Annotated in this window: 12 protein-coding genes; 3 read left to right on the plus strand and 9 right to left on the minus strand. The window is 39.4% G+C overall.

Translation table 11 applies throughout. The features are described from left to right. Nucleotides 1-346 precede the first annotated feature (346 nt). Nucleotides 347-673 (plus strand): DUF1992 domain-containing protein, encoded by a 327-nt coding sequence (locus tag HGJ98_RS11660; protein WP_291351558.1) that lies wholly within the window; start codon nucleotides 347-349, stop codon nucleotides 671-673. Between the two features lie 7 nt (nucleotides 674-680). On the opposite strand, the gene HGJ98_RS11665 is transcribed toward HGJ98_RS11660, so the two are convergent. The 3 genes from HGJ98_RS11665 to HGJ98_RS11675 all read right to left on the minus strand — a co-directional run bounded on the left by HGJ98_RS11665 (nucleotide 681) and on the right by HGJ98_RS11675 (nucleotide 2514). Beyond that, a complete protein-coding gene (locus HGJ98_RS11665) occupies nucleotides 681-1661 on the minus strand; it encodes a metallophosphoesterase (RefSeq protein ID WP_291351560.1) in 981 nt (326 codons plus the stop codon). 94 nt (nucleotides 1662-1755) lie between these two features. Next, entirely contained in the window at nucleotides 1756-1905 is a 150-nt protein-coding gene (locus HGJ98_RS11670; protein ID WP_291351562.1) for a hypothetical protein, read from the minus strand. A gap of 114 nt (nucleotides 1906-2019) precedes the next feature. Further along, the gene (locus tag HGJ98_RS11675; RefSeq protein ID WP_291351564.1) at nucleotides 2020-2514 is read right to left on the minus strand and encodes a rubrerythrin family protein; all 495 of its coding nucleotides are present in this window, start codon (nucleotides 2512-2514) and stop codon (nucleotides 2020-2022) included. A gap of 396 nt (nucleotides 2515-2910) precedes the next feature. Here HGJ98_RS11675 and HGJ98_RS11680 point away from each other — a divergent pair, with 396 nt between their 5' ends. After that, a complete protein-coding gene (locus HGJ98_RS11680; RefSeq protein WP_291351567.1) occupies nucleotides 2911-3720 on the plus strand; it encodes a ParA family protein in 810 nt (269 codons plus the stop codon). Nucleotides 3721-3804: 84 nt separating this feature from the next. Here the strand turns inward: HGJ98_RS11680 and HGJ98_RS11685 are convergent, their stop codons facing one another. The 6 genes from HGJ98_RS11685 to HGJ98_RS11710 form a co-directional block, all read right to left on the minus strand. Continuing rightward, entirely contained in the window at nucleotides 3805-4251 is a 447-nt protein-coding gene (locus HGJ98_RS11685) for a response regulator (protein ID WP_291351569.1), read from the minus strand. Between the two features lie 18 nt (nucleotides 4252-4269). Then, the gene (locus tag HGJ98_RS11690) at nucleotides 4270-5589 is read right to left on the minus strand and encodes a PocR ligand-binding domain-containing protein (RefSeq protein WP_291351571.1); all 1320 of its coding nucleotides are present in this window, start codon (nucleotides 5587-5589) and stop codon (nucleotides 4270-4272) included. 7 nt (nucleotides 5590-5596) lie between these two features. Beyond that, nucleotides 5597-6913: a diguanylate cyclase gene (locus HGJ98_RS11695; protein ID WP_291351573.1), complete on the minus strand. Its 1317-nt coding sequence runs from the start codon at nucleotides 6911-6913 to the stop codon at nucleotides 5597-5599. 180 nt (nucleotides 6914-7093) lie between these two features. Beyond that, entirely contained in the window at nucleotides 7094-10159 is a 3066-nt protein-coding gene (locus HGJ98_RS11700; RefSeq protein WP_291351575.1) for an efflux RND transporter permease subunit, read from the minus strand. Then, nucleotides 10159-11244 carry an efflux RND transporter periplasmic adaptor subunit gene (locus HGJ98_RS11705; protein WP_291351577.1) on the minus strand — a complete coding sequence of 362 codons (1086 nt, stop codon included), beginning with the start codon at nucleotides 11242-11244 and terminating at the stop codon, nucleotides 10159-10161. The genes HGJ98_RS11700 and HGJ98_RS11705 overlap by 1 nt, the downstream gene beginning before the upstream one ends. Continuing rightward, nucleotides 11241-11816 (minus strand): TetR/AcrR family transcriptional regulator, encoded by a 576-nt coding sequence (locus HGJ98_RS11710; RefSeq protein WP_291351579.1) that lies wholly within the window; start codon nucleotides 11814-11816, stop codon nucleotides 11241-11243. The genes HGJ98_RS11705 and HGJ98_RS11710 overlap by 4 nt, the downstream gene beginning before the upstream one ends. Before the next feature lie 259 nt (nucleotides 11817-12075). Between HGJ98_RS11710 and HGJ98_RS11715 the strand changes: the two genes are divergently transcribed. Continuing rightward, the gene (locus tag HGJ98_RS11715) at nucleotides 12076-13956 is read left to right on the plus strand and encodes an LTA synthase family protein (protein ID WP_291351581.1); all 1881 of its coding nucleotides are present in this window, start codon (nucleotides 12076-12078) and stop codon (nucleotides 13954-13956) included. The last annotated feature ends 16 nt before the right edge of the window (nucleotides 13957-13972 follow it).

Below are 13972 nucleotides of genomic sequence, written 5' to 3' on the forward strand. Positions count from 1 at the left end.
CAAACTCTCCAAAAAAAGTTATTTCACTTCTAGAAGAAGATGATTGACTCATGATTTATTTTGAAACTCTTTCGAGTCTCTCTCATTGGCTGTCCTTGTTGTTTAGTTTTCAAAGACCATCATTTTCAAGACCGATTCACATATTAGCATTTTCAACTCGCGTTGTCAACTACTAATTTTGGTTAGCTACTCAGTCAAGGTGCGTCGTTTTGGCGCTTTGTTAGAATACACTTTTTAGCTCAGCTTGTCTACTGTTATTTTTATCCATCATTCTCTTACACGTAGTTAAAAGCTTATGGTATACCGATATTTATTGAGATATATTATAGGTAAGGAGTTGAGGCTTATGTCTAGCATTTTTGAAAGAATCGTTGAAGATAGAATTCAAGAAGCCATGAGAAACGGCGAATTCGAAAATCTCCCTTCTCAAGGCAAACCTATCAACCTTGACTACTGGGCAAGCCTTCCGGAGGGAATACGCGCAGGATACATCTTATTAAGGAATGCTGGTTTTGTACCAGAGGAAGTTCAACTTTTAAAGGACATCGATGAATTACGTGAGCAGTTAGCCTGTTGTCACAGTCTAGAAATAAAAGCTGCTATTAGTAAAAAGCTTGAAGAGACCAAATTGAAATACAATTTAATTACGGAACTGAAGAAACGAGAAAAGTAATCCAGTCTTAGCGAGGGAATTTGAGTATAACTTCGACGATCTCAGAATTTGTGCCAATTCTTAACGGTGGCCCCCAAGTCCCATAGCCGGAGGACACGATAAGATGATAACTACCCCTGGTAAGCAATCCCCAGTCTATGGCATAAAGTTGGCGAGTTATAATATGACTAGGAAAGATCTGCCCCATGTGGGTATGTCCAGATAATTGAAGATCGATTCCATTTTTTTCAGCTTCTTCTAAATTAATAGGCTGATGATCCAATAATATGAGGGGCAGAGATTGGTCAACTCCTTGCATTAACTCTTCCAAACCTTTACGTCCCTGATCACGTCGATGCCCTGGATCATCCCTCCCTATGATGTAAAAACTATCTCCCACGTTTATATGTCGGTCTCTGAGAACTACTATCCCCGCTTCCTCCAAATCACGGACCGAATCAACGCTGCTTATCCAACGATCGTGATTGCCTGGAACAATGTAGGTCCCAAAGTTTGAGTTCATTTGTTTAAGGATGTCGATGAGTTTTTGAAATTCCTCCTGATTAACCCTCCCATCAACGATGTCGCCTGCCATTACAATGACATCTGGCTGAAGTTGGTTGATTGCTTCAAGCATTCCATTCAAACGAGGTTCATCAATAATCTCTCCGTAGTGAATATCGGAGACCATTACAATCCGAAGTTGCTTCAATGTACTAACTTCTTTATCGATTGAAAGTTCATAGTGCGTGATATCAGGATGACGAGCATTCCAAGAACCATATATAAGGGTAACAATAATCAAGCCAAGGATTAACAAGGCCACTGCTTTCGGAGTCCGGTCGTGATCCCTAATGATTCTAGGAACAATGGGAATACGTCTATCCAGCAACCTCACTGAATCAACGATCATCAGCAAAAAAAACAGGTATACTACTGCAATCATGGCGTACCAACCAGTAATACTAACTCCCGGAGCGAATGTTTGAGGAAGCCAATTTTGTACCATTTCTGTCATGGGAAACGCAAAGATTAACAATCCGAGAACTATTCCATAAATAATCTTGCTTCTGGTTTTTGTCTTACCAAGTATCTGCCAACCCCTACGTCCAATATAAAAGCTCATTAGACAATAAATCACTAAGAAAGTCGTTGTGATCAAACCCCACACGCTTAGTATCCTCCGTTCCTATCAAAACAAAACCTATATAAGTATTTTCTACTTCATCATTAAAAAATCCTTCTATACCCATCTTTAACTCCCAATCAGAGATCTTCCTGACAGTAGAGCTGCATGATTGACTCGAAAAAATAATCCCCACCTTTGCCGAATAGGTAGGGATTATTTAAAGGAATTCAATTCAATTCTAATACTTGATGAATTTCGTTCCCGGAACTCCGCAAATAGGACACTTTTCAGGTACTACTTTCTCAATGTTTCCGCAAATAGGGCAAAGATAGTAAAATACTTCTTCCTCTTGATCTAGATTATCTAGTGCCTCTTGATATAATCTTGCATGGACCTCTTCAGCCTTTAGAGCATATGTAAATGTTCTCACGGCAGCTTGATTTCCATCTTCTTGAGCCACTTTCAAAAACTCTGGATACATACTTTGATATTCATGATTTTCTCCCATGATTGCATCCTTCAAGTTCTCAACTGTTGACATGATCTTACCCGCAACTTCAAAATGCTTTTGAGCATGAAGGATTTCGGCATCAGAAGCTGCTTTAAAAAGCTTTGCGGCATTCTTTTTACCATCGGCTTCTGCTTTTTTAGAGTAAGCGGAGTATTTTCGATTTGCCTGTGATTCACCCGCAAAAGCTGCCATTAAATTTTCTAAAGTTTTTTGGTTATCCATAATAATCCCTCCATTATCGTTTGTTCTAATCGTTAAGCAGTTCCAATGACGTCTGGCCAACATTAAATTCAGTTACCGCCTAAGATTGATGGTCATTGATTACTATAATATACCATAAAAGAAACCTTATTCAAGCAGGTTCATTCGAAAAAGCCGGTTTATAGTAACACCTCATGTTGACTTAGAACGAGCCAAGTAAAAATAAGATTAAAAGTCATAACTAAAATTATATAGAAGGTTGAAAATCTCTTCCGATTATGGCGCATTACTCTATTTAATTATGCTAAACGACAATAAATGTCGTGTTATCAAACAACGCCTAGTATATACTCTTTTGGTATTATATGGTAATATTTAATTAAATATTACATATTTTTGAGAAAGGGTTGTTGTAACATGGCTAAACGTAATAAAACTATCAATGCCGCTAGAAATACTCAAACTGCACGAATCATTGCCGTTGCTTCACAAAAAGGTGGAGTTGGCAAAACGGCAACCGTTACAAACATGGCCGTAGGGTTAGTTAGTCTTGGATATAAGACGGCGATCATCGACATGGATGCTCAAGGACACATTGCCTTATCCTTCGGCATTAAGAAGACTGATTTAAAGAAAACAATTTATGATGTTTTAATTGGTGAAGCGAGAATGAAGGATATTAAGCAGCATGCTTACGGGGTTGATCTCTACTTATCAAATGGATCACTTTCGGATCTCAGCCCAAAAGTCACAGCTCAGACAAATTCGAAGCTATTCCCAGCCCGTAAATACCTTCTAAGAAGAGCCATCAGTGAGATAAAAACACAATACGACTACATTCTCATCGACACTTCTCCAAGCAATGACATTCCAACTATGAATTCCCTGTTAGCCTCTACAGATATTATCATTCCTGTCCTTCCAGAGGGTCTATCCATCGATGGTATTTATGAAACAATTGGTCTAATAAAAAGCATTCAGGAAGAAGGTACTAAGGTCAATATTTTAGGAGTACTGCCCACTATGGTTCAAGACCATACTAATCTTCATCATGTAAAGCTCCAAGAACTGCGAAAAGAATTTGCTGAAACCCCAGACATAAAAGTATTTGAAACTGTTATCAAACGTGCTATACGTCATGGATTAGCGCAGACTCATGGTGAACCCGACATCAATAAAGCACCCGAATACCTTACGTTTGTAAAGGAAGTTTTTGCAATAGCATGAAGGGAGTCCTCGCATTCTGTTACCTCATTAATTCCTGCTTTGACAGTACAAAGCAGGAATTTGTTACTTTTATTTTCTTTTTAATTATCCTTGAGTGGGTAATATAGCAATCTCAAACCAATATTCTTTGAGCTTTTTTATTGCAAGAGTGAAACCCTCAAAGCTGACTGGTTTCTGAATATAACTGTTTGCACCGAGTTGATAGCAATTTTCGATATCTCTGAGATCGTTTGAAGTAGTTAATACAACAACTGGAATCTTCTTTAAGTTTACATCTGATTTTATTATTTTGAGCACGTCTTTCCCACCTGTTCCGGGTAAGTTTAAATCAAGCATGATAAGTCCTGGCAACTCATTCCTTTTGCCCTCATATTCTCCTCTTCCCATTAAATAATCTAAACACTCATCACCCATTTCAAATCTAAGAATGTTGTTTTTCATCCCTGCTTTTTTGAACGCTCTTAATGTAGTGTCAAAGTCTTCAGGGCTGTCCTCCACAATAATAATCAATGAAGTTGGACCATTTTTCATTTGCAGCCTCCTCGGAAATCATGAAAACGTTCCTTCTGTGACAGTAAAGTAAAACGTTGTTCCCTCATTTAATTTTGATTCTATCCATATTTTACCTCTTTGTAAGGTGACACACTTCTTAGCAATGGTTAGTCCTGCACCTGTGCCCCCTCCATACTTGTCTCTGGGATGCAGTCGTTTAAAAATCATAAAAACATTGTCAAAATGTTTTTCTTTTATGCCTATTCCATTATCTTTAACATAGAAGAATGGTTCATTAGATTCAGTGAATAAACATCCTACTTCAATATGCCTTTCAGGTTTATTATTATATTTCAAAGCATTTCCAATCAAATTCTTAAAAACCTCAGTTGTTCTGAATGGATCGCAGTTAACGACAGGTAAATTCTCATTAACGGTTATAACCGTAGGCCTTTCTCTTATGGATAGCTCTAAGGAATTGATTGCATCATCGATAATATCCTTTATTGAGACAGCTTTTTGATCGGTGGATGTTCTACCAAGTCGTGAAAAAAATAAGAGAGAATCAATAAACTGGTCTAGTCTATGAGTGAGTTTACTTACGGTCATAAGCATACTTTTTCCTTCATTATCTAGCTTATCCGCATAGTCTTCTAACAAAAAATCGGAATAATTGTTGATACCCCGCAAAGGTTCTCTTAAGTCATGTGAAGCAATATATGCAAAATCATCAAGTTCTTTATTACTTTTTTGCAATTCTTCCGTTAATCTTTCTAACTTTTCTTTTTCCTGGACTAGCTCTTGGTTCAATGTCTCTTCTATCTCCAACAAATCCGATATTTGTTTGTTTCTTTCCAACTGTTGCTTCTTTGCTAATCCCAAGTTACCAATCATCTTTGCTAATTTTAATAAAAACTCCATTGTCTGTTTAATCTTTTCTTCTGTAAACACTGGCATTTTATTTAATGCCTCAAGATAGAAGGATTCATTAAACCCAAATTCCTTAGCTTGCTTTTTAAAATATTCTACATTAGGAACTTCAAACAAGATTTGTCCAATGAAGAGGTTTCCCATATGAGTTCCTTCAATAATAATCGGAACTGCCACATCAATCAAACCGTTTTTGCACTTGTAGATATTATAATGTTCCCCTCTATTAAGTTGAGCTGCCAATACAGTGTCACTTTCCGTACACCGTTTACTCGTTATCGGATGAATTCTATGAAATTTCGTACATACATCTGACCAACCAGCGGACGTCAGAATTTTCCCTTCTAAGTCAAGTATGGCAGTCGAAAATTCCGTTGCTATAGTAAAGCTCTCCATAAGTGACTGGAGCTCTTTTATGTCGAAAAGCTCTGAAAATTTATATTCCATTAATACATTAACCCTCCTCGCCTTCCTCCTGGTTATTATCATAAACACTCAAACACCTTATGGTGTTTCTACCATTTTTCTTGGCCTCATATAATGATTGATCTGCATTCCTTAAACACTTATCAACAGTATCATTAATATCACTCATTTCTGCTATTCCTTGACTAAGGGTTACAACATCACTCACTGCAGAAGCCACATGTTTAATCCCCCTATTAATGATGTTTTGTCTAATTCTTTCTGCCACTCGATATGCTCCATTTAGTTTCGTATTAGGAAGAATCACCACAAACTCTTCTCCGCCATATCGTACGGCTATATCAGAAGGACGTAGTAAGGATAGTTTAATTTCCTGTGCGACGTTATGTAGACAATTATCCCCCTCCTGATGCCCATAAGTATCGTTATAATTTTTAAAAAAATCTATATCGAGCATTATTAAACATAATGGCTCATTTTTTCTCTTGCATTTTTTCCATTCAATCTCAACGTACTCATCAAAATAACGTCTATTGAAGATCCCAGTTAGAGAATCGTAATAGGTCTTGGAGGTTAATTCTGTCTCACGTTCTTTAATCTCAGTTATATCGTTGACTATTCCAATAATACCACTTACGTTTCCTAAAGAATCACGATAGGTGACCTTCTTGAAAATGACATATTTCCTCATATTATTAGGGTTAACGTACTCATGTTCATAGGTTTGTGTCGTGCCCGGATTATCCAATAACTGTCGATCCCTATTTGCATACGTTTCTGCATCATTTTTCTCGGAGATATCATAGACTGTTTTGCCAATAATCTCATCTTTGTTTAAACCAATGAACTCTTCGAAGGCCTTATTACACCCAAGATAGATTCCGTTTTTATCCTTATAGAACAAAGGCACGGGTATAATATTAGTCATTGTCTTAATGAACTCATTGTAGGATCTTTCTTTACGGTCTAAATCACTCTTTAGAATTCCTTTAAGAATACAGTTATGTAGTGATTCTCCTGAGATTTCACTCTTGATAATGTAGTGAAAGGCTCCCGCCTGAATAGATTCAGCAGCTACATTTTCATTTCCTTGCCCTGTCAGAAATATGATGGGAGTATCATCATTATAGCTCCTAAATTCTTTTATGAACTCAAGTCCATTCATCAATGGAAAATAATAATCTAAAATAATGCAATCAACCTTATCTTGCCTTAGTTTAACTAGAGCGTCTTCGGGATCTGTAAAGTCAACGATTTTATAATCACTATTCTGTTTCAAGATCATTTTCTTAATTGCAAAAATGTCATCTTCGCAATCATCAACAATTGCTATTATATTGTTCATTTCGACTTCCTTTCCCGGATATCCGCATCAATTTAACTTGAACTTACCTTTCTCCGAATTTTGCCCGTTTCCTTCTTTATAAATAAAGTATTTTCAAAAAGCAATTAAAAACGCTTTAATAATTAATACAACCAAACCTCCTAGACTTATTATACCTAGGAGGTTTGGTTTAGATGATATCTAAATTGTCGCATTTCCTGTAGTAATGGATACCTCTCTCTTTTCAAACCAAATGCTATAAACTACGGGAATAATCACTAAGGTCAGTAAAGTTGAGGCTATTAATCCACACATAATCGCTACAGACAACGGTTCAAACAGGTCACTCCCAGAGAGGGCTAAAGGAACAAGACCAATGACTGTCGTCATGGCGCTCAGAAAAATGGGTCGATAGCGTTTGCTCACGGCGTCAAAGCAGGCTTCCGTTACTGACATCCCTTCTTTGCGGGCGATGTTGATATATTCTATCAATAGAATGGCATTTTTAATCACAATTCCCATGAGGCTGACAACCCCAACTAGTGCAGTAAATGAAAGGGGCTGGCCGAAAGCAAACAGACCGATGATAACACCAAAGAGTGAGAGGGGGATCGTGATAAAGATGATGAAGGGCTGCAAGAAAGAGCGAAACTGGAGCATAAGAATGACATAAATAGCTAAGAGGGCAAATAAAGCTGCTGTTCCCAGATCGCCGAAATTATCACTGATATTTTTCGCTTCCCCCTTATAGGAAAGGCTGACCCCTTTTAACACCTCTGGGTTTTGGGCAAGGATTTGTTTGAGGTTATTTTCGATGGTAACAGCACTGTAGCCTGGTTTAACCTGGGAAGAGACAGTGATGGCCAGCTCACGGTCGTATTTGCGAATCGTGGGAATAGATGCTTCCAGGCTAAATGTTGCAATTTGTTTGAGCAGGACTTTCTGGTCACTAAGCGAGGATTTGATGACCAGGTTTTCCAAGGCTTCTTTGGACTGAATATCACTCGTTACTAAGATGGGGTATTCATTACCAGCTTTACGCAAAACGGTTGCTTCTGCTCCCTTTAGAGCAATATTAATTTGGCGTTCTATGTCGTATTTGGTGATACCCGATTGAGAAGCTTTATCATGATCAATATTAACCTTAAACTGATATTCAGAACTGTCTAAGTCATCCTCCACATTCAAAGTCCCTGGGATAGCTATCAGTTGATCATGGATATAGTTAACTGCCTTGGTCAGGGCCTGCTGATCGTTACTGTTAATTTGGATACCTATGGGGGTACCAGGGAAAGCCTTTTCCAGCAACTCAACCCGAGCCGTTCCACCAATCAAGCGTTCGTTCAAATGTTCTTGCATATAAACGGCCATTTCCTCATTGGACTTAAACCGACCGCCTTTGGCTAAGTCCACTTTCAGCAGAACCTGGGCAAAATCTTGGGATTGAGTTGATTGTTCCACTGTTAAATAGAATTTAGGAAGTCCTTCCCCTACGGAGGTTGTATAATCCAAGACTTCTTTTTGGGCAGAAACTAGCTTCTCTACCTGTTGAGCTACGCGGTCTGTGTTGTCCAGATCAGCAGAAGTTTCAGCATGGATATTTATATAGAACATATTAACGTCTGCCTTTGGAAAAAACATTACTGGTAGCTTAAGGGCTAAAAGAGCAGTAAGCCCGAATATGGAGAGGGCTATAAGAAGGGTCAGTTTCTTATACTTCATGCTGATAGCCAGAAAGCCCTGATAGAAGTTTTTCACCGGGGATCGCTTGTAAGTTTTCCTCTGTTTGAGTTGATCAAAAAAGATATAGGCTAGGACGGGAGTGACAAAGATAGCGACGATAAACGAGGCAGCAACAGCTAGAATCACAACCTCAGGCAAGGAATGCAGGAACTCTCCCGCTGGACCTGGTACAAAAAGCATGGGAGCAAAAGCTGCCCCAGTGGTTAATGTAGCCGTAAATACAGGTAAGACAGCTCGCTTTGTGCCGTTTACACAGGCGGACATTTTTTCCATTCCCTCGTCGATCAGGACCTGAATGGAATCAATAATTACGATAGCATCGTCGACCAGTATACCTAAGGAAATGATCAATGCGGCAATGGAAATCTCATGCACTTTAATTTCAAGGAGATACATGGCAGAAAAAGCAATTAGAATAGAAAGTGGTACGGCGGTCGAAGCCACAATAGCATTTTTTAGACCCATCCCAAGGAAAACCACGGCCAGTACCAAGGCAATCCCTTCCAGCAGGTTTTCAAAGAAATTAGTCACACTTTTATCAACATTAGCCGGTTGATAAGTGACCTCATCAACAATTAAGCCCGGGGGCAATTGTTGTTTCAACTGATGAAGTATTGTCTGAACCTCGTGACCAATCATGACAATATTATCATTTTCAGAGAAGAATGCGCTTAACAAAATAGCATTATTTCCATTTTCTCTGATGCGGGTCGTGGAATCTGCTAATCCCCAGGATACCTTGGCGATATCCTTTAAATAAACTATAGCTCCCGTAGCTTTTGAAATAGATACTACACAATTTTCAATGTCCTGAAGGGAGTTAAAACTGCCAGAGATACTGACATTGATCTTGGAAGTTCCATCACTTAGGGAACCCGAAGGAATGTTGACATTTTGAATTTTTAAGGCATTGACTATATCCTCTAAGGACAGGGCAAGTTGATTGAACCTTGAGGTATTGACTTCAACTTGAGCTTCTTTTGTTTGTACCCCGTCAACTTCAAAACGGGTAATGCCCTTGATTTTGCTTAACTCATTTTTATACTGATCAGCAAAATCGGAAAGCTGTTCATAAGAATATTGATCGCCAGAAAGGCTTAGGATCATGCCGGGAGTATCTGCTAAATCTGTTTGAACCTCAATCTTTTGGCACTCAGATGGAAGAGTGCTTTGGAGATCATCCATATAGCGCCTCAAATCCAGCCAAGCTTTATCAACATCTGCGTCATTTTGTAGCTCTAAGACGACGATGGAAACGCTGTTTCGGGAATATGAAGAGGAAGTTTTATAACCTGGGACTTCAATGGTTTTATCTTCGATAACTTTAGTGACGAGTTTTTCTACATCCGCAGGTTCTGCGCCTGGATAAATCGTCTGTATAATGGCAAAGGGGGCGTTCACCTTCGGGCTTTCCTGTTTAGGTATGACATAAAAACTATAAATTCCCAGCAATAAGGCTATGAAGGTGAAAAAAAGGGTAAACCGGCGATTATGGATGACTTGGTAAATTATCCCCTTATCCATCATTGTCCTCCTGCCGTCTGAGTCATCGTAACCGTCATGCCCTCACTCAATTCCTTCATACCCGAAGTAACCAGGTTATCTCCCGGCTTGAGCCCTTCGACCCGAACATTAAATCCTTGACTGTTTTTTAGGCTGATATTTCTCTTGACAGCCCGATCACTTTCGACGATAAATACGTAATCTTCACCGTCATTCATCACCGCAGAAATAGGGATCCAGATTCCTTGCTCTGTACCAGAAGCCAAGGAAACATCGGCTGTGGCACCAATAAAATAGGCCTCGGCCGGAATTTCTTTCGATAATTTAATCTCGGTGTTATAGGTACGAGTCTCGCTATCCGGCAATTGATCAATGTGGGTTACTTGACCCTCTCCCGTAAAGTTACTAACTTTAACCTTAACTCTTGTCCCTAACTTAGTCTTCGCAGCATCGGTCTGGTCAAGGCCGACATTGATCACCTGCTCTTGGCTGCGGACGACGATGACAGGGTATCCTGCGGCTAGATTTTCTCCTTCCTTATACAGGATATCTGTCACATAACCGGCCATATCCGAATAGAGTTTCGTATCGGACAAGGCATTTTGTTTAACTTCTACATCGAGTTGAGCCTTCTGGTAAGTGGACTCCTTTACGTCCATATCCAGTTTGGCTTTATCCAGATCCAACTGAGCCAAGGCTCCAGCCTTAGCGAGTTCCAGATACTTAGTATATTGATTTAAGGCATCCTGATAGACTTGTTCAGCCTGAGAGAGATTAATTTGCGAATTACGCAAAGCTAGGGAAAGATCCGTCTGATCTAGGCTAGCCAACAGTTCTCCCTGCTGAATGGCTTTCCCTTTATGTACATTCAGCAGAACCAGTTTTCCTGTGACTTTAAAACTGTACTTTTTTAATTCCCCATAGCCGATAACGCCTAGGTACTCCGACTGGACTGGCTGGGACTGTTCGCTCAACGAAGAAACCGTTACTGGTCGGGTAATCTCCACCGGATTCGTATCCGTCGGCTGAGAACCACAGCCGGTTAATAAGGCGGGAAGCAACAGAAACGCTAGAATGGTAATAGACAGTTGCTTACGTTTCATCATTTGTTTATCAAATCCCCTTCACAACGATTTAGGATGCCATAAAATAAAAGCTTTTTCATTTGCTCAAGGAGTTGATGAATCGTGATATCATTAGCATTTAGAAATTGGTCTTCCATTGGTGACAGAACTGTCTTAGTAAATGTCAGCAACATAATAGCCGGATCAAGATCATCCCGAATGTCCCCTCGGGAGATACCCTCTTCTAAGGCGGCCATAGCCATTTGTTCCCGAAAACGGCGAATTTCATCAATCGTCTTTTGTTCCGCAGGAAAGTAACGCTGCAGTTCATTGAGGGTTCGGAAGGGAATGGCCGGATAAGAGTATACAGAGAGGATAGCATTCAGCTTTTCAAACCATGTTGGACAACGATCAACTTCTTGTAACACTCGTTGTTTTTCGATTTCAGCAGCTCTTTGCACGATTTCTGAGATCAGTTCATTTTTAGAGGTAAAATACTTATAGATGGTTTTTTTACTCATGCTAAGTTCGCCGGTAATGTCATCTAATGTAAAGCCTCTTAACCCATATTTTTTGATAGACTCTGTAGCAGCCTGGACAATTCGCTCACGCATGATTTAACCCCCTGATTCCCATTCGCTGGCACAGCTTACGGTTACGAAGGAAACTATACCAGTATCTTTAGTTTACTATTAGTAAGACATAGGATCAAGAGAAAAAAACTCAGCCACTAGTTCCGGCGGGTACATACCTGAAGTCTGTATGTCATAGTATTACCTTAGTTACAAACTAGACAATTAAACGAAAGGAACTATGTACATGCGTCTTCCTCATTTATACCCCCTATTGAGGGGAAGAGTTACAATATTTATAATGATTGTATTGCTTAAAATCTTCCTCCTGCGCAGCTTTGTATTCCCTCAGACGACGAATATACAAGTTCTTCTCTGGGAATTAGCGTCCTTAGTAATAATTTTCGGCCTATTAGAGCTAACCAAACCTCGTACAACCGCTTTGTTTTGGATCATTAACCTTCTACTATCTACTTACTTTATGGCCAATGTTATATACTATAGTTATTTTGGTCAGCTCCTTAATTTCCATGCCATCCTGCAGTTCCGTTTAATCAACGAACTTAATACAAGCATTTTTGATCTGTTCTCCCCGGCCTACTTTGTTTTCTACGTTGATTTTATTCTTTTATTTATTCTGCAGCCTTTCATCAGTCTCTCAAAAAGAGTACTTCCCTTTTCTAGATTCGAAAAATCGCCTAAAGTGACAACCTTCTTCCCCTCCCTTACACATCGTCACAAAACCACCTCTGCTTATTACCACAAAACTATCCTTATAGTTATTTTACTAGCTTTGTTTCTTTCTCTCCTGAATATCGGCTTTTATTCTACCAAAGATAACAGGATGGCAATGACCCGCGATGTTGGATTGTTTAATGCCCAGGGTTACGAGCTTTACAAGTATTTAAGCAAAAGCAACGAGACCTCCTTGAAATCGGAACAGTTCAACCAAGCTGCTGTTAACCAGCTTAAGCAAATCGAGCCCATCCTCTGGCCAAAGTATTTCGGTTCAGCTTCAGGTAAAAACGTCATCTTAGTACAATTGGAGTCAACCCAAAACTTTCTCATTGGCCTATCCGTTAATAATCAAGAAATCACCCCCAATCTAAACAACCTCGTAAAACAAAGTCTGTACTTTTCTCATTTTTATAGCCAGATCGGCCAAGGAAACACCTCTGATGCCGAATTCATTACTAACACTTCGATCTATCCCCTGCAAAAGGGAGGTATTTCTACTGATTATGTTGATATAGACTATCCCTCTTTACCACGTCTTCTTAAAGCTAAAGGCTATACATCGTTCACCTTCCATCCCAACGATGTAACTTTCTGGAACCGAGATAACCTTTACCCTGCTCTTGGATTCGATAAATACTTTGATAAAGATTACTACCGAGACGAAGACCGTCTTGGTCAATGGGGTTCTTCTGACGAAATACTTTTTAAAAAAGCTCTGCCGATTTTGATTGATTACCGGAATAGGAATCAACGGTTTTACGCCAGTCTTATAACCCTTACCAATCACCATCCTTATGTCCTACCCCAACACAAAAAACAAATCATGCTTCCATCTAAACTCGAAGGAACTACTATAGGGAACTACCTATCCTCCGTGAATTATCAGGATTATGCTTTAGGGAAATTTATAAACGATCTTAAAGTAGCTAACCTCTGGGAGGATTCAATCTTTATCGTCTTTGGGGATCATTTTGGGGTTACCAAGGTCATGGAAAGAGAACACAAGGATACTCTAACTCATTTATTGGGGAGAGAACATGATGTAATCCATGCTCTAAATGTACCTTTGCTTATCCGAGTTCCTGGTCTAAAGCCTCAAGTGATTGATTCTCCTGGTGGGCAAGTCGATCTCCTTCCTACCGTTGCAAATTTACTAGGCGTCACCTTAGGTCAGCAGATCACTTTTGGCCAGGATATCTTGAATCATCCTCAAAACTTGCTTGGTTTTCGTTTTTATCATCCTGAAGGAACATTTATAACGTCAGATTTACTGCATATGTCTGGAAGCAAGATTGGGCATTCCTTAGACAATCGCACTATCACGAGAAATGACGAGTTTTTCCTTAAAGAAGAACAACGAATCAAATCACTCATGCAGCTTTCCGATGGCTATCTCCAATACTTAGACCATAAAGAAAATGCTTCGGTTTTGTTGAATCAGTAGCTGCTCTCTTAATTAA

Origin of the sequence: Desulfosporosinus sp., assembly GCF_014237355.1 — a bacterium.
Lineage (GTDB): Bacteria > Bacillota > Desulfitobacteriia > Desulfitobacteriales > Desulfitobacteriaceae > Desulfosporosinus.